This window comes from Kitasatospora sp. NPDC023118, assembly GCF_055560875.1.
In genome coordinates this window covers 296,005-315,004 of sequence record NZ_JBVHHW010000002.1, presented here as the reverse complement: position 1 = coordinate 315,004, position 19,000 = coordinate 296,005, and the positions used below count along the sequence as shown (strand labels likewise).

Here is a 19,000-nt window from a genome sequence, read left to right as displayed (position 1 = left end):
TGCCCGAAACGGGGAGGGCAGACCTTGGGCGGGGGCCTGTCCCCGCTGGACGGCGGGGTCGACAAGGGCGCTAGATTAGATACCAACCATGCGGTTTCGGCCGGGGTCGTCCGCATGCGAGGCGCCGCCCCCACCGAGGGCGCGCCGACAGCAGCCGGACGAGGCGGGGGAACGCGTCCGGCCGAGTCCGGAGGGGCCAGTGGTCAAGCAGGAACGCGCGGGGCGGACCAGGCAGGCCGTCCTGCTCGCCGCGGCGGACGCCTTCGCCCGAGTCGGCTTCGAGGCCGCCAGCCTCGTCGACATCAGCCGCCGGGCCGGGGTGAGCAAGGGCGCCCTCTACTTCCACTTCGTCTCCAAGCAGGCCCTGGCCGACGGCGTACGGGCCGCCGCCGGGCGGGAGATCGGCTCGGCCGCGCTGCGCGCCCTGCGCGCGGAGGGCCCGGCCGTCCAGCGGCTGATCGACCTCTCGCACGAGCTGGCCCGACTGCTGCGCGAGGACGTCGTGGTCCGGGCGGGCGTCCGGCTCGGCCGCCCGGGCCCGCGCCCGGCCGGTGCCCCGGACGCTCGGCCCGCCGACGCCACCTGGCGCGGCCTCACCGCCGTCGTCCACCGACTGCTGGACCGCGCCGCCGAGGCCGGCGAACTGCGCCCGGGGGTGGACCGGCGGGCCTGCGCCGAACTGCTCAGCTCGGTGGTGGCGGGCCAGGTGCTGCTGGCCGCCGAGGAACTCGGCCGGCCGGCCCCGGAGGCCGTCCGCCGGCTCTGGACGACCGCGCTGCCCGCCCTGGTGGCGGCGGAGCGCTGCCCGGGCTACCGGGTCTGATCCGCCGGACTCAGGTGCGCTCGGCCACGCTCAGCCGGGCGAGCGCGTGCGGCTGCACCAGCCCCGGCAGCAGCAGCGTCCACAGGTCGGCCATCCGCTGGATCAGGTCCCGCCGGTCGGCCAGCACCTGGGAGCTCAGCTGGATTCCGGTGACCGCCCCGGTGATCACCCCGGAGGCCGCCGCCAGGTCGATCCCCGGGTGGAGGTCCCCGGCGTCCCGGGCGCGCTCCAGCAGCTCGCGGACCAGGTCCATCCAGCCCTGGTAGGCGGCGATCTGCGGCTGGGTGAAGCTGCCGTGCTCGATCGTCAGCCGGATGCTGCCGCGCACCAGCGGGTCCTCCTGGAGCGCGTGCGCGAAGGCGTACCCGAGGTCGATCAGGGTCTGCACCGGGCTGTCCGAGGAGGGCTCCCAGGAGGCGATCCAGGCGCCCTGGCCCTCGATCACGGCGAGCGCCAGCTCCTCCTTGGAGTGGAAGTGGAAGTAGAGCGCGCCCTTGGTGACGCCGGCCCGGTCCAGGATCTCGGACATCGTGGCGGCGGCGTAGCCCCGTTCGTCGAACACCTCGGCCGCCGCGAGGAGTACCGCCTGGCGGGTTGCCAGCGCGCGGGCCTGCCTGGCCATCGCAGCCTCCCTGGAAAGTTCTCTACCTCAGCAGCGGCCGATCCTATGGGGGCCGACGGGGCGACGGGCGCATACCGTCCAGTAGGTATCCTACCGAGCCGCTTCGCACCCGACCGGACGGGCGGGTACCGCTTGCGTACGGCCTCGCGCACGGCTCGGGTACGCCCGACGGCCGGCCACCCGGGTGGGGTGACCGGCCGTCGGAAGGGCTCCGGACCGTCAGGCGGCCTGCTGCCAGCTGACCGGCGAGTAGTAGGCCGGGCGGCGCTCCAGCCGCTGCCAGCTGGCGATCGGCTCGATCGGCGCGATGGCGGCGGCCTGCTGCGCGGCGGCCGCGCGGGCCATCAGCACTGCGGTGAGGGCGGCGAGTTCCTCGTCGGAGAGGCTGCCGCGGACGATGTGGACGAGGGGTTCGGCGGAAGCGGTCATGTCCTGGTTTCTCCCCCGGTGAAAGTGGTGTGGTGTCGCTCGGAAGGCCTGCTGCGTGCTGCGTCGTACGGGTGGTACGTCGTGCAGGTGCTACATCGGCGGGTTGCCGTGCTTGCGGCTGGGCAGGTCGGCGTGCTTGGTGCGGAGCATCGCGAGGGCGGCGGCGATCACCTGGCGGGTTTCGGCCGGGTCGATGACGTCGTCCACGAGGCCGCGCTCGGCCGCGTAGTACGGGTGCATCAGCTCGTTCTTGTATTCCTTGATCTTCTGGGCGCGCATGGCGTCCGGGTCCTCGGCGCCGTTGATCTCGCGGCGGAAGATGACGTTGGCGGCGCCCTCGGCACCCATCACCGCGATCTCGTTGGTCGGCCAGGCGTAGGACAGGTCCGCACCGATGGAGCGGGAGTCCATGACGATGTAGGCGCCGCCGTAGGCCTTGCGCAGGATCAGCGAGATGCGCGGCACGGTGGCGTTGCAGTACGCGTACAGCAGTTTGGCGCCGTGGCGGATGATGCCGCCGTGCTCCTGGTCGACGCCGGGCAGGAAGCCCGGCACGTCCAGCAGGGTGAGCAGCGGGATGTTGAAGGCGTCGCACATCTGGACGAAGCGCGCGGCCTTCTCGCTGGCGTTGATGTCCAGCACCCCGGCCAGCGACTGGGGCTGGTTGGCGATGATGCCGGTCACGTGGCCGTCGATGCGGGCCAGCACGCACAGCACGTTGGTCGCCCAGCGCTCGTGGATCTCCAGGTACTCGCCGTGGTCGACGATCTCCTCGATCACCTTGCGCATGTCGTACGGGCGGTTGCCGTCGGCGGGCACCAGGTCCAGCAGGCTGTCGTTGCGCCGCTCGACCGGGTCCTCGGTCGCGACGGACGGCGGCATCTCGCGGTTGTTCTGCGGCAGCAGCGACAGGAGGTAGCGGACCTCCTCGATGCAGGACTGCTCGTCGTCGTAGACGAAGTGCGAGACGCCCGAGACCCCGGCGTGCACGTCCGCGCCGCCCAGGCCGTTCTGGCTGATCTTCTCGCCGGTCACCGCCTGGACCACGTCCGGGCCGGTGATGAACATCTGCGAGGTCTCGCGGACCATGAAGACGAAGTCGGTCAGCGCGGGCGAGTAGGCGGCGCCGCCGGCGCACGGGCCGAGCATCACCGAGATCTGCGGGATGACGCCGGAGGCCTTGGTGTTGCGCTGGAAGATGCCGCCGTAGCCGGCCAGGGCGGTGACGCCCTCCTGGATGCGGGCACCGGCGCCGTCGTTCAGCGACACCAGCGGGGCACCGGCCGCGATGGCCATGTCCATGATCTTGTGGATCTTCTGCGCGTGGGCCTCGCCCAGCGCGCCGCCGAAGATCCGGAAGTCGTGCGCGTACACGAAGACCGTCCGGCCGTGCACGGTGCCCCAACCGACGATCACACCGTCGGTGTGCGGCTTCTTGGCCTCCAGGCCGAAACCCTGGGCGCGGTGCCGGCGCAGCGGCTCGACCTCGTGGAAGGAGCCCTCGTCCAGCAGAAGCTCGATGCGCTCGCGGGCGGTCAGCTTGCCCTTCGCGTGCTGGGCTTCGGTGGCCTTCTCGCTGGGGCCGCGCCGTACCTTCTCGCGGAGCTCGTGCAGCTCGGCGACTCGCCCGCGGGCGTCGGCCGGGACCTCGGGGACCTCGCCGCCGACCGGCGCCTCATGCACAACCGTCATCTCGAACCACTCCAAGGGTGAGGGAACTGTCCGACAGCCAACGTCTGCTGTGCCCCCAGCTGCGAATCACGTTCTTCACTTATGACTGTACGAGGGGCCGTGCGCTGGTTTCGGCGTCGATTCCGTACAAGGTCGAGTTCGTTTAGCTGTCAGGGCTGCACAGAAGCGGTCGGGCCGAAGTCTCAGCGCTCGGTATCTGTTCGAATACTGGGGGTTGTCGGGCAGGTGATGGTCCGATGATCTGAGCATGAAGAAAAGTGCAGGTCAGGGCTGTCTCTCACCAATGTAGGGGGGACATCTTGTGCGCCGGTCAAGCGACGCTCAAGTCCGGCGCTCCAGTGGGGCCGACTCGTGGTAGAGGGCCCGCAGTCGTAGGGAAGCGCCAAAAACGCCGAAGCCCACCCGAGGGGCCCCGGGTGGGCTGTCCGAGCGAATGGTCCAACCGCTCCGATCAGCTCTTTCGGCCGTCCTCCGGCTCGTCCTTGCCGCGCAGCTCCTCCTCGCGGCGGCGCAGATCGGCCTCCCACTGCTTGAGCATGTCCTCGTGCTCCTTGTCGCTCCTCTTCAAGGAGTCGCCCTTCGGGGTGCCGCCGGTCTTCGCGTCGCCGCCCTTCGCCGGGTCGCCCTTCGCCGGGTCACCCTTCAGGGAGGCGAGGAACTCCGGGTCGTCGTCCGGTGCCAGCGGACGCCCGCGGCGCGCGGCACCGGCCGGCTGCCCCGGGTAGCCGCCGGGCCCGCCGGCCCGCAGGAACCCGCGCTGCCTGCCGGCCACCAGCCAGGCGATCGGGCCCAGCGGCGGGAAGAGCAGCACGATGATCAGCCAGATCGGCTTCGGCAGGTGCTTCACCTCGCCCTCGGGCGTGACCAGGCAGTCGATGAACGCCCACACCCACAGCGCGAGCGGAAGGACGATGGTCAGAAGAATCCTCAGCACGGCTGCGATCTCCCCCCGGCGACGGCGGTAGTGGCGGGCGCCTTCCCGGGGCCCTTGACGCAAGCCAGGCTATCGGGTGGCGGATACTGACAGGCATGGCATACGACGATCTCCGCTCGTTTCTCCGGGCCCTCGACCGCGAGGGCGATCTCAAGCGCATCAAGGCGGAGGTGGACCCCCACCTGGAGATCGGCGAGATCGTCGATCGCGTGCAGAAGGCCAAGGGTCCGGCGCTGTTGTTCGAGAACGTCAAGGGTTCGTCGATGCCGCTGGCGATGAACGTCTTCGGCACCGAACGCCGACTGGCCAAGGCGCTCGGCCTCAAGGGCCCGGATGACATCTCCGAGAAGATCGCCGGCCTGCTCAAGCCCGAGCTGCCGCATGGCTTCACCGGCTTCCGGGACGCCTTCGGCAAGCTCGCCTCGATGGCGCACGTCCCGCCCCGGCACGTGAAGTCCGGTGACGCCCCGGTCCAGGAGGTCGTGCTCACCGGCGACGACGTCAACCTGGACGAGCTGCCCGCCCTCTTCACCTGGCCGCTGGACGGCGGCTCCTTCTTCAACCTGGGCCTCACCCACACCAAGGACCCGGACTCCGGCATCCGCAACCTCGGCCTCTACCGGCTCCAGCGGCACGACCGCTGGACCATCGGGATGCACTGGCAGATCCACAAGGACAGCCGCAACCATGCCGCCGTGGCGGCCAAGCGCGGTGAGCGCCTCCCGGTCGCGATCGCTTTCGGCTGCCCGCCCGCCGTCACCTACGCGGCCACCGCCCCGCTGCCCGGGGACATCGACGAGTACCTCTTCGCCGGCTTCGTCGCGGGCGAGCGGGTGCGGATGGTCGACTGCAAGACCGTCCCGCTCCAGGTCCCGGCCGACGCCGAAGTGGTGCTGGAGGGCTGGCTGGAGCCCGGGGAGATGCTCCCCGAGGGCCCGTTCGGCGACCACACCGGTTTCTACACCCCGCAGGAGCCCTTCCCGGCGCTCAAGATCGACTGCGTGACGATGCGCCGCCGTCCGATCCTGCAGTCCATCGTGGTCGGCCGGCCGCCGACGGAGGACGGCCCGCTCGGCAAGTTCACCGAGCGCTTCTTCCTGCCGCTGCTGAAGATCATCATCCCGGACATCGTCGACTACGACCTGCCCGAGGCCGGTGGCTTCCACAACTGCGTGATCGTCTCGATCGACAAGAAGTACCCCAAGCACGCCCAGAAGACGATGCACGCCATCTGGGGCGCCCACATGATGTCGCTGACCAAGCTGATCATCGTGGTGGACGCCGACTGCGACGTGCACGACTACCAGGAAGTCGCCTGGCGGGCCTTCGGCAACGTCGACTACAGCCGGGACCTCACCGTCGTCGAGGGCCCGGTCGACCACCTCGACCACGCCTCCTACCAGCAGTTCTGGGGCGGCAAGGCGGGCATCGACGCGACGAGGAAGCTGCCGGAGGAGGGCTACACCCGGGACGGCGGCTGGCCGGAGATGGTCTCCTCGGACCCGGCGACGGCTGAGCTGGTTTCGCGCCGCTGGAAGGAGTACGGGCTGTGAGCACGGCCGCAGTTGAGACCCCGGGGCGCACGAAGGCGTTCCTTCGCCTGGTGATGATCGAGCACTCGGTCTTCGCCCTGCCCTTCGCCTACATCGCCGCGCTAACGGCCATGTTCCTCGCCGACAGGCGGGTGCACTGGGGCGAGCTGTTCATCGTCACGGTGTGCATGGTCGGCCTTCGCACCTTCGCCATGGCGGCCAACCGGATCATCGACCGCGAGCTCGACGCCCGGAACCCGCGCACGGCTTCGCGCGAACTCGTCACCGGGGCCGTGTCGTTGAAGACGGCGTACGTCGGCTCGGCCGTGGCGCTGGTGGTGTTCCTCGGCGCGGCGGCGATGCTCAACCCGCTGTGCCTGGTGCTGGCGCCGGTGGCCGTGGTGCCGATGGTGGTCTACCCGTACGGCAAGCGCTTCACCAACTTCCCGCAGGCGATCCTGGGCGTCGCCCAGGCGATGGGCCCGGTGGGCGCCTGGCTCGCGGTGACGGGCAGTTGGTCCTGGGAGGCCGTCGTCCTGGGCGTCGCGGTCGGCATCTGGATCGGCGGCTTCGACCTCATCTACGCCTGCCAGGACGTCGAGTCCGACCGCGAGCACGGCGTCGGCTCGCCGCCGGCCCGCTTCGGCGTGCCGGCGGCGATCTGGGGCGCGCGGGTGTGCCACGTCCTGACAACGCTTCTGTTGGGCTGGTTCGCGGTGCTCACCGACGCCGGTGCGGCGTTCTGGATCGGCCTTGCGGTCGTTGCGGGCGCATTCGTGTACGAGCACACCATCGTGAAGCCGAACGACCTGTCGAAGCTCGACCGCGCGTTCTTCCAGACGAACAGCTTCGTCGGCGTTTCGCTGTTCTTCTTCGCGCTCGTGGACCTGCTCCTTCGTGGGCTCGGAATCTGAGTCCCGCACGGTCACCACTTGTGTCGACTCCGTTGCCGTGGGTGCGTGCGTCGATGTCGATGACGCCCGCCCCGGTTCGGTCCGTGACTCCAGGGACCCCGAAGGTCCGAGCCTCCGCTTCACTACGACTGCCTGGCAGTCTTTCGTCACCGCCGTCCGCGACGGCGAGTTCGGTTCGTGACGGCCGACTGGCGAGCCGACCGCATCGGCACGGCGCTGCGCGGTCAGAACCCCACCGTGGTCGGCCTCAGCGGATGTTGACGCCTGCCGCCCGCACCTTGTGCTCGATGAGCGTGGTCAGCCGGGTCCAGCCCGGCCGCTGGTCCTCGCCGTGGTGGGTGAGCAGTTCCTTGCGGGTGTCGCCGTCCTCGCGGTTCTGGAGGCCGGAGAGGGTGGGCATCAGGGAGGGGTCGGCGATGAAGTGCTCGGCGACCTCGGTGGCGAGTTCCTCGATCCGGGGATCGTCCGGGTCCCAATTCCCGGCGGCCCAGGTCATCTTGACGATGGCGACGTGCTTGGGGTCGTCGAGGCCGTGCTCGATCTGGGCGAGGTACTCCTCGAAGCCCTCGGGCATCAGGGCCCGTACCAGGATCAGGGCCTCGCGGGCGGTCGTCATGTCGGCGGCGGAGAATCCGAGCCCGGGCATCCGGTCCAGCAGCGCGAGGGCGCGGTTCGGCAACAGGACCCGGTCACCGTGGGCGAGTTGGCGCAGGGTCTCACGTCGGGCGATCAGTTCGTCGATCTTGCCGCTGAGGGTCTCCTCGACCTCGACGAGGGAGGCCGCGAACTCGTCCGGGTCGGCGTCGAGGATCGGGCCGATCTCGGCCAGCGGTACGCCCGCCCCGGCCAGGGTCCGCACCTGCACCAGCCGCAGCAGTTCGGCCGTTCCGTACCGGCGGTAGCCGGACAGGTCGCGCTCCGGCTCCTCGACCAGGCCGTTCTTGTGGTAGTGCCGGATGGTCTTCACCGTGACGCCGGCGAAGGCCGCGGCCTGGCTGATGGTCACTCCGTCTGTCATGCGGTCAGTTGACCGCACCCCCCGTCATGGCGGCAACCTCGCGGACGGCGGTGGCGATGGCGCGGAAGTCCTTGCGGACGATGGTGGTGTGCTTGCTCGGGACGGTGGCGCTGACCTGGACGTTGGGGTTGCGGGCGAGGATCGGGTCGAGCGTTGCGCGCATCGCGGCCAGGCCCTCGGCGGTGCCGCCGAGGCTGGCGCCGGTGGCGACGACGTAGCGCATGGGGAAGGAGACGAGGTCGAAGACCGGGTCGCTGGCGGCGACGATCTCGTTCAGCTCGATGTTGATCTCGGCGTGCTCGGCGGCGGACATCCGGGCGGCCATGCCCAGGGGGCGTACCAGCGGCATCAGCGGGCCGAAGCGCTTGAACAGGGTGCGGATCTGCTCCTTGCCGGCCTCCCGGCCGCCCTCGACGGTGGCCAGGTAGTCCCACGGGTAGCCGCCGTCGACCATCACCGCACCGGCGACGTGGTCGGGGTTGCGGGTGGAGTAGTGCAGCGCGAGGGCCGCGCCGTAGGACCAGCCGACGATGATCGGCTTCTGCGCGCCGGTCGCGCCGAGGACGGCGTCGATGTCGCGTAGACAGGCCTCGAAGGAGTAGTCCGAGGAGCGCTTCGACTTGCCGCGGGCGCGCTCGTCGAAGGTGATGTGCCGGTAGCCGTCACCGAGTTGGGCGATGACGTGCCGCCAGTCCTTCTGAGTGCAGTAGGAGCCGTTGAGGTAGATGATCGGACGGCCGGTGCCCCGGGTGTCGGTGACGGCCAGCGCCGTGTCCTCGACGCGGACCATGCCGGTCCAGGTGGTGTTGGGCTTGGCGTTCGCGTTCGTGTTCGTCGTCATGGGTATGAGCGTGAGGCTTGACCTTGGGTCAAGGTCAAGCCCGGTTCGACGAAACAGCGCCGCGTGGAGTCGGCGGGTTTGACTTCCTGTGCGCGGCTACTGGATGAGCCGAGGGGCCGTTCGCGCCGTACGCGGTCCAGACGGTGCCGCAGCTGCTCATCACTCGTGATCACCGGAGCATAGGGACTACCCCGGCGTGCCCGCCCGGAGCTGGGCCGCGTACTGCTCCGCCGTGAGCAGCTGGCTCAGCTCGTCGGCGTTGGACAGCGTCAGCTCGATCATCCAACCGGTGGCGTACGGGTCGGTGTTGAGCAGCCCGGCCTGGCTGCTCAACACCTCGTTCACCCTTGCGACCGTCCCGGACACCGGCGAGGTCAGCTCGAACAGCACCTTGACCGACTCCACCGAGCCGAGGAACTGTCCGGCCGCCACCGTGGCCCCCACCGTCGGGAGTACGACGTCGACGGCGTCACCGAGTTGGGTCTGCCCGAAGTCGGTGATGCCCAGGAGGGCCATGTTCCCCTCGATCAGCACCCACTGGTGCGCCGTGGTGTAGCTGAGGTTCGCCGGGATGTCGGACACGGAGGGCCCCTCCACCGATGGGTTGGTGATCTGTCGGGAGGAGCCTGCTACAGATCCCCGCCCCCGGCCGCGACCGCCACCCGAACGGGTGAGCGCCCGCGTCAGTTGTGCAGGAAGCCCTCCAGCGCGGACGCCAGGGCCACCGGCGTCTCGTACATCGGGTAGTGCCCGCTGCCGCCGAGCTCCTCCAGTTCGGCGTTGGGGTAGTGGCTGAGCCAGGTGCCCCGCATGACGTCGGCGGTCAGCGCGAGGTCGTGCTCGCCGACGATCACCTTGACCGGGACGGGGTTCCCGCTGATCCGCTCCGACAGGTCGGCCGTCGTCCAGTCCCGGACGTAGCCGTCGAAGGCCTCGGCGGTCGACAGCCGCAGGGACTGGTCGACCATCCGGTCGAGCCAGACCCGCCCGGCCCGCCGGCCGGTGACCAGGTCGAGGATCGCGTAGCGCTTCTCCCGGTCCTCGGCGGCGCCGTAGAACAGCGACTCGCCGGCCTCGTCCAGCGGGTACGACCCGGCCGGCACCGGGGCCAGGCCGACCAGCTTGCGCACCCGCAGCGGTGCTTCGGCGAGCACCTGCTGGGCGGCCTTGCCGCCCATCGAGTGGCCGAGCAAGGAGAAGCGTTCCCAGCCGAGTTGGTCGGCGAGGGCGAGCGCGTCGGAGGCGATCTCGGCGAGCGTGTACGTGCCGGGGACGTCCTTGCGCTCGCCGTAGCCGCGGTAGTCCAGGAAGGCGTAGCTGAAGGTCCTGCCGTCGAGGTAGTCGAGGAAGGGGCCCCAGCCCGCGCTGGTGCCGAACCAGTCGTGCAGGACCAGGACGTGGTGGTCGCCGGTGCCGGTCAAGCGGTGAGGGATCGTCATGCCATCGGTGGTTCCCCGGAAACCGCCCGCCCGAACGGCCGGTTCGCGGTCCGGATGGCCGGCACCGGCGCCGTTCTCAGGCGGCCGGCCGCCGGGCGAAGTCCGGCGCGTGCTCCGGCCGCGGTCCGAGCGCGATCATCCGTGAGATGCCCAGCCGCACGGCCGGGACGTAGCGGGCGAGCAGCACGAACTGGAGGGGCGGGCCGACCCGGCGCCCGTTGAGCACCGGGGTGAACATCAGGCCGTGCAGCATCCGCTGCATCCGCTGCATGATCACGGTCGGGCGTTGGCGCCGCCGCTGCACCCGGGCCAGCGCCGTGACGGTCGGCCGGCCGCGCCGCAGCGGCTCGGCGAGCAGGGTGGCGGCGGCGACGGCGTCCTGGATGGCGAGGTTGATGCCCACCCCGCCGGCCGGGGACATCGCGTGGGCGGCGTCGCCGATCAGCAGCAGTCCGTCGGTGTACCAGCGGTCCAGCCGGTTGAGCCTGACGTCGAGCAGGTGGACGTCGTCCAGGCTCGCCAACTGGTCGACCCGGTCGGCGTACTGGGGCATCAGCCGGGCGATCCGGTCGCGGAGGCGCTCGATGCCCTCGGCGCGGCGTTGCGCGTCGGCCCCCTTGGGCAGGAAGTAGGCGATCTGGAAGTAGTCGTCGCGGGTCAGGCTGAGCGCCATCTCGCCGTGTCCGAAGCCGGGGGCGAGGTTGGGCGGTGCGGCCTGCTCGTGGGCGTGCCGGGGCAGCCGGAACCACCAGACGTCGAAGGGCACCGGGTACTCCTCGGGCACCAGCCCGGCCTCCCGGCGCAGGGTGGAGTGCCGGCCGTCGGCGGCGACGGTGAGCGCGGCCCGGATCTCGCCCTCCTCGCCGTCCCGGGTGCGGTAGCGCACGCCGGCCACGCGGCCGCCCTCCCGGATCAGCCCGGTCGCCTCGGTGTTCATCCGGACGGTGAAGGTGGGTTCCCGTTCGGCCTGCGCCACCAGGAAGTTGAGCAGGTCCCACTGCGGGATCATCGCGATGTAGTTGTACGGCGCGGGCAGCTTGTCGAAGGCGCTCAGCGCGACCTGCCCGACGCCGGGCACCGGCACCACCAGGTTGCCGAGCCGGCTCTGCGGCAGTGCGGCGAACTCCCGGCCCAGGCCGAGTTCGTCCATCAGCCGCACGGTGGAGGCGTGGACGGTGTCACCGCGGAAGTCGCGCAGGAAGTCGCCGTGCTTCTCCAGCACGGTCACTTCGACGCCGGCCCGGGCCAGCATCAGGCCCAGCACCATTCCGGCCGGCCCGCCCCCGGAGATGACGACGCTCATGGCTCTCTCCCCTCGATCCGTGAATCCCTGGTTCCCTTGCGACCTCTGCGTGGAACTCGCATATACAGACTCTCTGGAACCGTCTCAGGTGTCAAGTAGTATGATGCTCCACATGAAGGATCTGGTGTCGGCCGCGCTCACGGCGGCGAAGGAACGGGGCCAGGACGTCGCGGACGTCCCGCTGACGGCGATCGCGGCGGCGGCCGGCGTCTCGCGCAGCACTCTGCTGCGCCGGCTCGGCGGCTCCCGGGCACCCCTGGACGAAGCGGTCCGGCGGACCGGCATCGACCCGGGCGGACGGCCGCCGGTACGGGAGCGCGCGATCGCGGCGGCGGCCCACCTGGTGGCCGAACGCGGCCTCGGCGGGGTCACGCTGGACGCGGTCGCGGACCGCGCCGAGTGTTCGTTGCCCAGCCTGCACACCGTCTTCGCGGGCCGGGACGGCCTGCTCGCCGCCGTCTTCCTGCAGTACGGCCCGCTGCCGGACATCCAGGCGCTGGCGGCCGACCCGCCCGAGCGTCTGGAGGACACCGTCCGGGCGCTCCACCGCACCTTCCTCGCCGCCTTCACCGGCGAGCCGCGGATCATCCCGGCGGTCTTCGCCGATCTGTTCGGCCGCCCGGACGGGCCCGCCGCCCGGATGATGGCCGCCAACATGCCGCAGATCATCGACGGCCTGGGCCGCCTGCTGCTGCCGCACGTCGAGGCCGGGCGGATCCGGCCGCTGCCGCTCCCGGTGCTGGTGCAGCTGCTGCTCGGCCCGCTGCTCAGCCACGTCCTGGTGCGGCCGGTGCTCGAACCCGTCCTCGGCGACGGGCTGCCCTCGCTGGACGAGTCCTTCGAGCTCTTCGCCGACGCCTACCTGCGGGCGGTCACCCCGTCCGGACCGGACGAGAAAGCACTCTGAGGAGAACCGTGATCGGCAAACTGCAGTGCCTGGTGCTCGACTGCCCGGACCCGGCCGGCCACCCCTTCTGCCTGGTCCGCGGCTGAACGGCTTGAGGAAACGGCTCCCCGCTCAGTCCAGCACCAGCCGGTCGCCCAGCCGCAGCCGCCCCGGGGCGGCCACTTCCGCGAGCGCGTCGAGGCGGCCGTCGTGGGCGTGCACGATCGCCTTGAGGATCTCGGGGGCGTGCGGCAGCCCGGGCTGCGGGGCGGCGGTCATCGCGCACCGCTCGCTGGAGGTGACGAAGGCGAGTCGGGCGCTGTCCGGGGCCTCGCCGCGGGCCTGGCGGCCGAACCACCCGTCCTCGACGAACGGTGGGGTGCCGGGCGGGGTGCGCAGCACGATGTTGGGGCGGAACCGGCGCTCGTCCACCACGGCGAAGGGGACGGCCTCGCGGACCCAGTCCAGGGTGGCGGTGGTGAGCACGCTGACCGGTAGCCGGTCGAAGTGCGGGACGGCGTCCTCGCGGGCGAGTCCGACGTCCTCGCGCTGGAGGTAGGCGCGCAGGAACGCGGTGGGGTGGTCGACCGGGCGGCCGAGCGGGTCGAACAGCTCGGGGCCGTCGATCCGGTGGCCGAGGCGGGCGGAGAGTCGCAGCAGGCCGTCCATCCGGCGGAAGCGGCGGGTGGTCTTGCCCGAGCCGAGCCTGCCGGAGGAGTCGCGGACGGCGTAGAGGCGGTCGCCGGCCAGGCCGCGCACGTCCACCTCGACGGAGTCGAGCCGCTCGCCGCCGGTGGATTTCACGGGGTAGCGCCAGAGTCGCTCGATCACTCCGATGATCTCAGCCATGGCCGGACAGCGTACTGGCGCCACCGGGGGATGGTCTAGACCAAGTCCCGGGCCGGGGCGGGCCGCTGGGCTCAGCCCAGCCGGGCCACCGCCCGAACCGGGGCGCCGTCCGCCGCCACCAGCCGCAGCGGGAACAGCGAGACCTCCACCGGCCGACCGGCCTCCTGCGCCTCCAGCAGCGCCCGCAGGTCGGTCAGGTTCTCGGCGATCACCCCGCCGCCGCTCGCCCCCAGCAGCACCCGGTGGGCGGCCAGCGTCGGCTCCTCGGCGGGCTGGTCGTGCTCGTCGGTGAGGTCGGCGAGCAGCGCGGCCACCGCCGGGTCGCCCGGGCCCGGGTCGGGGGTGGGGTCGACGCTCAGCGCGTCCACCCCGACCGTGCGCACCCCGGCGGCGACGATCGCCTCGGCCGCCTCGGCGGTCAGGCCGGGGTGGGCGAGGTAGGCGTCGGTGCCCCAGTGCCGGGCCCAGCCGGTGGCCAGCAGCAGGACGGAACCCTCCCCGCAGCGCTCCAGCGCGGGCGCCAGCAGCTCGGGGGTGACGGCCGCCCGGGGCTCCAGCCCCCGCAGGTCGGCCACCACGGCGGGCCCGGTGAACCGCTCCAGCGGCAGCCCGTCCAGCGTCGGCCAGGTGACGTCCACGTGGTACGGCGCGTCCACATGGGTCCCGGACTGCGAGCCGAGGTGCAGGGCCAGCACGTTCACCCCGGCCGTCGCGGTGGTGAGCGCGGGCTCCAACAGCACGGTCGGATCGCCGGGGTAGACCGGCATCGCGGTGGTCACCTGATGGGTGAGGTCGACGAGGGTCGCTGCCATGCCCCCATCCTCCCAGGGGGCGCGCGCTCCCGGAGCCGTTCCGCCCGGCCGGGCGGCGGCCTCCGAGGCACGCCCCGGCCGGGGCCCCGGGTGAAGCCGGGGTAGAAATGCCCCATGGGAATCACGAAGCGTCAGCCGTGGGTGGTCGGGGTCTCGGGGGCGTCGGGGACGCCGTACGCGGCCTCGGTGATCCGGGCGCTGCTGGCCGCCGGCGAGGCGGTGGACCTGATCGTCAGCCGGGCCGCCCGGCTCACCATCCTGGACGAGACCGGCATCTCCTTCCGGGACGCCCACTGGCGCACCGACCTCGCCGCCTGGCTGGGGACCGACCAGGGCCTGGAGGACGTCCGCTACTGGTCCGCCGGGGACTTCGCGGCCGGCCCCTCCAGCGGCTCGTACCCCGCCAAGGGCATGCTGGTGGTGCCCGCGACCACCGGCGCGGTGGCCGGGATCGCGCTCGGCCTGAGCAAGGACCTGCTGCAGCGGGTCGCCAGTGTCACCCTGAAGGAGCGCCGACCGCTCGTCGTCTGCGTGCGCGAGACACCACTCAACGGGGTGACGTTGAAGCACCTGGTGGAACTCGACGCGCAGGGCGCGGTGGTCCTGCCCGCTTCGCCCGGTTTCTACGCCGGCGGCTCCACCGTGCGCGAACTCGTGGATTTCGTGGCCGGCCGGGTGCTGGACGCCGTGGGCGTGCCGCATTCCCTGTACCTGCGCTGGGAAGGGGAGTTGGGGGCGGCGGCCCGCCAGAGCGTGAGCGGCGGGGGCGCTGCGGCTGAGGGGGAGTAAGGAGAGCGAGGGCGGGAGAGTATCTTCTCTGCGATATCCGGGTCGGTCAGCGCATGGCGCCTTTGAATCCGGATAATGATCTGTGGGTCTGGTGAGGTTCGGAAGGACGCGGACGGTATATGGACACGGTGGACAGACAGCTCATCCAGGCGCTCCGGGAGAACGGCCGCGCGTCCTACGCCGAGCTGGGCCGGTTGGTCGGCCTCTCCGGCCCGAGCGTCACGGACCGCATCAACCGCCTGGAGCAGGCCGGGGTCATCACCGGCTACCGCGCGACGGTCAACCCGGCCTCGCTCGGCTTCGGCGTCACGGCCCTGATCGGCCTTCAGCTCACCGACGCGGCCGACCACGAGGACGTCGCGTTCCGGCTGAAGGACCTCAACGAGGTCGAGGACTGCTGGTTCATCGCGGGTGACGACTCCTACATGCTCAAGGTCCGGGTGGCCGACGTGGCCGGCCTGGAGTCGGTGGTGAAGCGGATCTCGGGCACGAAGGGTGTGGCCCGGACCCGCACCACCGTCGTACTCTCCACGAAGTGGGAGAACCGGGTGAGTGAGCTTCCTCCTGTAGGAGAGTGACGTATGGCACTGGTCGGTCTGGAGGAGCTGCGCGCCGCTCGGCAGCGGATCGCGGGGGTCGCCGTGCGCACCCCGCTGGTTCCCGCCCCCTGGGCGGCCGAGGGGGAGCGGCGGCTCTGGCTCAAGCCCGAGAACCTCCAGCCGACCGGGGCCTTCAAGACCCGCGGCGCCTACAACCGGCTGGCCGCGCTCACCGCGGAGGAACGCTCCCGCGGCGTGGTCGCCCAGTCCAGCGGCAACCACGCGCAGGCGGTGGCGTACGCGGCGCAGCTGCTCGGCATCAAGGCCGTGATCGTGATGCCGGACACCTCGCCCGCGGTGAAGGTGGAGGCCACCCGCTCGTACGGCGCCGAGGTGATCCTGGTGTCGCCGGGGGAGCGGGACACCCTGCCCGGCGAGCTGGCCGAAAGGCACGGCTACGTCTGGGTGCCCCCGTACGACGACCCGTTCATCATCGCGGGCCAGGGCACGGTCGGGCTGGAGATGGCCGAGGACGCCCCGGCCGAGCTGGACACTGTCCTGGTGCCGGTCAGCGGCGGCGGCCTGATCGGCGGGACGGCGGCCGCGCTCAAGCTCACCCGCCCGGGCATCCGGGTGATCGGCGTGGAACCGGAGCTGGCCGCCGACGCGCAGGCCAGCCTGCGCTCCGGGCGCCGGGTGGAGTGGCCGGTCGCCGACACCTACCGGACCATCGCGGACGGGCTGCGCACCCCCTCGGTCGGCGTGTTGCCGTACGAGCACATCACCACCTACGTGGACGACATCGTCACCGTCACCGAGGACGAGATCCGCGCCACCGTCGCCCTGCTGGCCCGTCGCGGCCGGCTGGTCGCCGAGCCCTCCGGTGCCGTCGCCCCGGCCGCGTACTTCCACCGCGCCGCCGAGACCGGGGGCCAGACGGTCGCGGCCGTGGTCAGCGGTGGGAACATCGAACCCGCACTGCTCGCGGAGCTGCTCTCGGCATAGGCGTACGCTCAGTCCGGCAAGGAATCGAATGTCGGAGGAGGCGGGGCACCGCATGGACGCAGGGCTCAAGCGCGAGCTGGAGGCGAAGGTCTACGCGGGTGAGCGACTGACCCGCGAGGACGGGATCGCGCTCTACGAGAGCGACGACCTGGCCTGGCTGGGCGGGCTGGCCCACCACGTGCGGACGCGGAAGAACGGCGACGTCGTCCACTTCAACGTCAACCGCCACCTCAACATGACCAACGTGTGCAACGCGTCCTGCGCGTACTGCTCGTTCCAGCGCAAGCCGGGCGAGAAGGATGCGTACACGATGCGCATCGAGGAGGCCGTCCGCCTCGCCAAGGCGATGGAGAGCGAGTCCCTCACCGAGCTGCACATCGTCAACGGCCTGCACCCGACCCTGCCGTGGCGCTACTACCCGCGCTCGCTGCGGGAGCTGAAGGCGGCCCTGCCGAACGTCTCGCTGAAGGCCTTCACCGCGACCGAGATCCACTGGTTCGAGAAGATCAGCGGCCTGTCCGCCGACGAGATCCTGGACGAGCTGATCGACGCCGGCCTGGAGTCGCTGACCGGCGGCGGCGCGGAGATCTTCGACTGGGAGGTCCGCCAGCACATCGTCGACCACGACACCCACTGGGAGGACTGGTCGCGGATCCACCGCCTCGCGCACAGCAAGGGCCTCAAGACGCCCTGCACCATGCTGTACGGCCACATCGAGGAGCCCCGCCACCGGGTGGACCACGTGCTGCGGCTGCGCGAGCTGCAGGACGAGACCGGCGGCTTCCAGGTCTTCATCCCGCTGCGCTACCAGCACGACTTCCACGACTCCAAGGACGGCGTCGTGCGCAACAAGCTGATGGCCCGTACCGAGATGGCCACCGGCGCCGAGGCGTTGAAGACCTTCGCCGTCTCCCGGCTGCTGTTCGACAACGTCCCGCACGTCAAGGTCTTCTGGGTGATGCACGGCGTCACCACCGCGCAGCTGGCGCTCAGCCACGGCGCGGACGACATGGACGGCTCGGTGGTCGAGTACAAGATCACCCATGACGCGGACAACTTCGGCACGCCGAACAAGCTCGGCCGCGAGGACCTGCTCGGTCTGATCCGCGACGCCGGCTTCCGCCCGGTCGAGCGCAACACCCGCTACGAGGTCATCCGCGAGTACGAGGGCCCGGACCCGATGCGCCGCGAGGCCCCGCAGGCGATGCGCCTCTGACCTGCGAACTCCCCGCCGTCCGGGCCGTAATCGGGCCCGGACGGCGGCGTCTTCACGGCCCCCGCACGCGACCCGGGTTTACCAACGGGTACGGCGTTTGGCAGGATCGACGGCATGTCCGGTTCTCATCGCGCCACCGAGTACCCGCCGTACGAGCCGATGCAGGAGCCGGTGTACGGGGTGCCGCAGCAGTCGCACGAGGCGCCGTACGACGCGTACGAGCCGTACCGGCAGCCGGTCCGGCAGGACTACTACTACGGCGAGTACCAGCAGGCCCCGCAGGCCGCTGAGGGGTACTTCGAGGCGTACGAGCAGCCGTTCCAGCCGTACCCGGCGGAGCCGGAGCCGGTGTACGACCAGCCGGCGTACGAGCAGCCGGCGTACGACCAGCCGGTCCACGAGGAGCCCGCACCGGTCGAGCCCCTCGCTCCCCTCGCCTCCGTCGTCCCCGCCGCGGCGGTTGTGCCGGGTGGCAGGGCCGCCGCCCGGGGCCGGCGGCGCAAGGCGAAGCAGAAACGTCACGGCAAGGCCGTGTTGGCCGGCACCGCCCTGCTGGTCGCGGCCGCCGCCGGCTGGTACACCGTCGGCCAGGACGACGCCAAGCCCGGCATCACCGCCGCCGACGGCCCCGGCCCCGAGGACGTCAGCAAGCCCGACCAGCCCGCACCCGCGCCCGCCGCCGTCCAGGCCGCCGCCGACCGGCAGTCCGCGCCCCCGGCCGCCGGTCGCGGCGAGACCCGCCCGGACGGCTCGCTGGCCGCGATACCCGGCCTCGGCGCCGCCTTCACCGCGAAGATCCCCGCCGAGACCACCCAGGTCGTGGTCGCCTCCGGCGCCGACAAGAACACCGACAAGAACACCGTCGTCCTCTGGACCCGCACCCCCGAGGGCCGCTGGCTGGCCGGCGAGACGTGGAACGGCCACAACGGCAAGAACGGCTGGACCGCCGACCACAACGAGGGCGACCTGCGCAGCCCGATCGGCGTCTTCTCGCTCACCGACGCGGGCGGCCGCAACGCCGACCCGGGCAGCAAGCTCCCGTACGACAAGGACCCGAGCTTCGTGGTCTCCGGCACCGGCTTCTTCGGCGACCAGCTGGCCGGCTCCTTCGACTACGTGGTCGCGATCAACTACAACCGGGTCCCCGGCAACTCCCCGCTCGACACGCGCCGCCCGATGGGCGCCAAGAAGGGCGGAGGCATCTGGCTCCACGTGGACCACGACGGGCCCACCCACGGCTGCGTTTCGATTCCCGAGGACAAGATGGCCCAGCTGATCCGCACCCTGGACCCGAGCGCCCACCCGGTCATCGTGATGGGCGACGCCACCGCCCTGGCGGCCTGACCTCGGCATACGC

The 19,000-nt window shown here is 71.4% G+C and carries 21 protein-coding genes; 10 read left to right on the top strand and 11 right to left on the bottom strand.

All coding sequences use genetic code 11. From position 1 onward, the window contains the following. Window positions 1-199: 199 nt before the first annotated feature. Window positions 200-823, top strand: coding sequence for a ScbR family autoregulator-binding transcription factor (locus ACZ3UD_RS03895; protein WP_465581868.1), 624 nt, complete (start codon window positions 200-202; stop codon window positions 821-823). A 10-nt stretch (window positions 824-833) separates the two neighbouring features. Here the strand turns inward: ACZ3UD_RS03895 and ACZ3UD_RS03890 are convergent, their stop codons facing one another. The 4 genes from ACZ3UD_RS03890 to ACZ3UD_RS03875 form a co-directional block, all read right to left on the bottom strand. Continuing rightward, window positions 834-1,445, bottom strand: a complete 612-nt coding sequence (locus tag ACZ3UD_RS03890) for a ScbR family autoregulator-binding transcription factor (protein WP_465581866.1) — start codon at window positions 1,443-1,445, stop codon at window positions 834-836. A gap of 219 nt (window positions 1,446-1,664) precedes the next feature. Continuing rightward, complete coding sequence (locus tag ACZ3UD_RS03885; RefSeq protein ID WP_465581864.1) at window positions 1,665-1,874, bottom strand: acyl-CoA carboxylase subunit epsilon; 210 nt, start codon at window positions 1,872-1,874, stop codon at window positions 1,665-1,667. Window positions 1,875-1,964: 90 nt separating this feature from the next. Beyond that, the gene (locus ACZ3UD_RS03880) at window positions 1,965-3,566 is read right to left on the bottom strand and encodes an acyl-CoA carboxylase subunit beta (RefSeq protein WP_465581862.1); all 1,602 of its coding nucleotides are present in this window, start codon (window positions 3,564-3,566) and stop codon (window positions 1,965-1,967) included. 451 nt (window positions 3,567-4,017) lie between these two features. Continuing rightward, the gene (locus tag ACZ3UD_RS03875; RefSeq protein ID WP_465581860.1) at window positions 4,018-4,500 is read right to left on the bottom strand and encodes a PLD nuclease N-terminal domain-containing protein; all 483 of its coding nucleotides are present in this window, start codon (window positions 4,498-4,500) and stop codon (window positions 4,018-4,020) included. A 95-nt stretch (window positions 4,501-4,595) separates the two neighbouring features. Between ACZ3UD_RS03875 and ACZ3UD_RS03870 the strand changes: the two genes are divergently transcribed. The 3 genes from ACZ3UD_RS03870 to ACZ3UD_RS03860 are packed head-to-tail and all read left to right on the top strand — an operon-like array spanning window position 4,596 to window position 7,127. Beyond that, window positions 4,596-6,053 carry a menaquinone biosynthesis decarboxylase gene (locus ACZ3UD_RS03870; RefSeq protein ID WP_465581858.1) on the top strand — a complete coding sequence of 486 codons (1,458 nt, stop codon included), beginning with the start codon at window positions 4,596-4,598 and terminating at the stop codon, window positions 6,051-6,053. Continuing rightward, window positions 6,050-6,946, top strand: coding sequence for a menaquinone biosynthesis prenyltransferase MqnP (mqnP, locus tag ACZ3UD_RS03865; RefSeq protein ID WP_465581856.1), 897 nt, complete (start codon window positions 6,050-6,052; stop codon window positions 6,944-6,946). Before ACZ3UD_RS03870 ends, mqnP begins: the two co-directional genes overlap by 4 nt. Then, window positions 6,930-7,127, top strand: a complete 198-nt coding sequence (locus tag ACZ3UD_RS03860) for a DUF397 domain-containing protein (RefSeq protein WP_465581854.1) — start codon at window positions 6,930-6,932, stop codon at window positions 7,125-7,127. The genes mqnP and ACZ3UD_RS03860 overlap by 17 nt, the downstream gene beginning before the upstream one ends. Before the next feature lie 66 nt (window positions 7,128-7,193). Here ACZ3UD_RS03860 and ACZ3UD_RS03855 read toward each other — a convergent pair whose 3' ends face one another. The 5 genes from ACZ3UD_RS03855 to ACZ3UD_RS03835 all read right to left on the bottom strand — a co-directional run bounded on the left by ACZ3UD_RS03855 (window position 7,194) and on the right by ACZ3UD_RS03835 (window position 11,547). Further along, window positions 7,194-7,964 (bottom strand): MerR family transcriptional regulator, encoded by a 771-nt coding sequence (locus ACZ3UD_RS03855; RefSeq protein ID WP_465581852.1) that lies wholly within the window; start codon window positions 7,962-7,964, stop codon window positions 7,194-7,196. Between the two features lie 4 nt (window positions 7,965-7,968). After that, a complete protein-coding gene (locus tag ACZ3UD_RS03850; RefSeq protein ID WP_465581850.1) occupies window positions 7,969-8,805 on the bottom strand; it encodes an alpha/beta fold hydrolase in 837 nt (278 codons plus the stop codon). Window positions 8,806-8,991: 186 nt separating this feature from the next. Further along, complete coding sequence (gcvH, locus tag ACZ3UD_RS03845; protein ID WP_465581848.1) at window positions 8,992-9,387, bottom strand: glycine cleavage system protein GcvH; 396 nt, start codon at window positions 9,385-9,387, stop codon at window positions 8,992-8,994. A 101-nt stretch (window positions 9,388-9,488) separates the two neighbouring features. Next, entirely contained in the window at window positions 9,489-10,244 is a 756-nt protein-coding gene (locus ACZ3UD_RS03840; protein WP_465581846.1) for an alpha/beta fold hydrolase, read from the bottom strand. A 76-nt stretch (window positions 10,245-10,320) separates the two neighbouring features. Beyond that, window positions 10,321-11,547 carry an FAD-dependent oxidoreductase gene (locus tag ACZ3UD_RS03835; RefSeq protein ID WP_465581844.1) on the bottom strand — a complete coding sequence of 409 codons (1,227 nt, stop codon included), beginning with the start codon at window positions 11,545-11,547 and terminating at the stop codon, window positions 10,321-10,323. A 112-nt stretch (window positions 11,548-11,659) separates the two neighbouring features. On the opposite strand from ACZ3UD_RS03835, the gene ACZ3UD_RS03830 reads away from it, so the two are divergent. Further along, complete coding sequence (locus ACZ3UD_RS03830) at window positions 11,660-12,454, top strand: TetR/AcrR family transcriptional regulator (protein ID WP_465581842.1); 795 nt, start codon at window positions 11,660-11,662, stop codon at window positions 12,452-12,454. A gap of 111 nt (window positions 12,455-12,565) precedes the next feature. Here ACZ3UD_RS03830 and ACZ3UD_RS03825 read toward each other — a convergent pair whose 3' ends face one another. Both ACZ3UD_RS03825 and ACZ3UD_RS03820 read right to left on the bottom strand, forming a co-directional pair. Then, window positions 12,566-13,282, bottom strand: coding sequence for an MOSC domain-containing protein (locus ACZ3UD_RS03825; protein ID WP_465581840.1), 717 nt, complete (start codon window positions 13,280-13,282; stop codon window positions 12,566-12,568). A gap of 71 nt (window positions 13,283-13,353) precedes the next feature. Beyond that, window positions 13,354-14,094, bottom strand: coding sequence for a cyclase family protein (locus ACZ3UD_RS03820; RefSeq protein ID WP_380608374.1), 741 nt, complete (start codon window positions 14,092-14,094; stop codon window positions 13,354-13,356). Between the two features lie 114 nt (window positions 14,095-14,208). On the opposite strand from ACZ3UD_RS03820, the gene ACZ3UD_RS03815 reads away from it, so the two are divergent. The 5 genes from ACZ3UD_RS03815 to ACZ3UD_RS03795 all read left to right on the top strand — a co-directional run bounded on the left by ACZ3UD_RS03815 (window position 14,209) and on the right by ACZ3UD_RS03795 (window position 18,987). After that, window positions 14,209-14,883: a UbiX family flavin prenyltransferase gene (locus ACZ3UD_RS03815; RefSeq protein ID WP_465581838.1), complete on the top strand. Its 675-nt coding sequence runs from the start codon at window positions 14,209-14,211 to the stop codon at window positions 14,881-14,883. Window positions 14,884-15,002: 119 nt separating this feature from the next. Continuing rightward, window positions 15,003-15,461 (top strand): Lrp/AsnC family transcriptional regulator, encoded by a 459-nt coding sequence (locus ACZ3UD_RS03810; protein ID WP_030055719.1) that lies wholly within the window; start codon window positions 15,003-15,005, stop codon window positions 15,459-15,461. Between the two features lie 3 nt (window positions 15,462-15,464). Next, window positions 15,465-16,427: a threonine ammonia-lyase gene (locus ACZ3UD_RS03805; RefSeq protein WP_465581835.1), complete on the top strand. Its 963-nt coding sequence runs from the start codon at window positions 15,465-15,467 to the stop codon at window positions 16,425-16,427. 52 nt (window positions 16,428-16,479) lie between these two features. Next, entirely contained in the window at window positions 16,480-17,643 is a 1,164-nt protein-coding gene (mqnE, locus tag ACZ3UD_RS03800) for an aminofutalosine synthase MqnE (RefSeq protein WP_465581833.1), read from the top strand. Between the two features lie 114 nt (window positions 17,644-17,757). Beyond that, entirely contained in the window at window positions 17,758-18,987 is a 1,230-nt protein-coding gene (locus ACZ3UD_RS03795; protein ID WP_465581831.1) for a L,D-transpeptidase family protein, read from the top strand. Window positions 18,988-19,000: the final 13 nt, after the last annotated feature.

Excerpts from the sequence above, each read along its gene's own strand:
- ACZ3UD_RS03850 (WP_465581850.1), bottom strand. The coding sequence starts at position 8,805 with ATGACGACGAACACGAACGCGAACGCCAAGCCCAACACCACCTGGACC.
- ACZ3UD_RS03825 (WP_465581840.1), bottom strand. The coding sequence starts at position 13,282 with ATGGCTGAGATCATCGGAGTGATCGAGCGACTCTGGCGCTACCCCGTG.
- ACZ3UD_RS03835 (WP_465581844.1), bottom strand. The coding sequence starts at position 11,547 with ATGAGCGTCGTCATCTCCGGGGGCGGGCCGGCCGGAATGGTGCTGGGC.
- ACZ3UD_RS03890 (WP_465581866.1), bottom strand. The coding sequence starts at position 1,445 with ATGGCCAGGCAGGCCCGCGCGCTGGCAACCCGCCAGGCGGTACTCCTC.
- ACZ3UD_RS03830 (WP_465581842.1), top strand. The coding sequence starts at position 11,660 with ATGAAGGATCTGGTGTCGGCCGCGCTCACGGCGGCGAAGGAACGGGGC.
- ACZ3UD_RS03805 (WP_465581835.1), top strand. The coding sequence starts at position 15,465 with ATGGCACTGGTCGGTCTGGAGGAGCTGCGCGCCGCTCGGCAGCGGATC.
- ACZ3UD_RS03815 (WP_465581838.1), top strand. The coding sequence starts at position 14,209 with ATGGGAATCACGAAGCGTCAGCCGTGGGTGGTCGGGGTCTCGGGGGCG.
- mqnE (WP_465581833.1), top strand. The coding sequence starts at position 16,480 with ATGGACGCAGGGCTCAAGCGCGAGCTGGAGGCGAAGGTCTACGCGGGT.
- ACZ3UD_RS03820 (WP_380608374.1), bottom strand. The coding sequence starts at position 14,094 with ATGGCAGCGACCCTCGTCGACCTCACCCATCAGGTGACCACCGCGATG.
- ACZ3UD_RS03870 (WP_465581858.1), top strand. The coding sequence starts at position 4,596 with ATGGCATACGACGATCTCCGCTCGTTTCTCCGGGCCCTCGACCGCGAG.
- ACZ3UD_RS03840 (WP_465581846.1), bottom strand. The coding sequence starts at position 10,244 with ATGACGATCCCTCACCGCTTGACCGGCACCGGCGACCACCACGTCCTG.
- ACZ3UD_RS03855 (WP_465581852.1), bottom strand. The coding sequence starts at position 7,964 with ATGACAGACGGAGTGACCATCAGCCAGGCCGCGGCCTTCGCCGGCGTC.
- ACZ3UD_RS03880 (WP_465581862.1), bottom strand. The coding sequence starts at position 3,566 with ATGACGGTTGTGCATGAGGCGCCGGTCGGCGGCGAGGTCCCCGAGGTC.
- ACZ3UD_RS03810 (WP_030055719.1), top strand. The coding sequence starts at position 15,003 with ATGGACACGGTGGACAGACAGCTCATCCAGGCGCTCCGGGAGAACGGC.
- ACZ3UD_RS03885 (WP_465581864.1), bottom strand. The coding sequence starts at position 1,874 with ATGACCGCTTCCGCCGAACCCCTCGTCCACATCGTCCGCGGCAGCCTC.
- ACZ3UD_RS03795 (WP_465581831.1), top strand. The coding sequence starts at position 17,758 with ATGTCCGGTTCTCATCGCGCCACCGAGTACCCGCCGTACGAGCCGATG.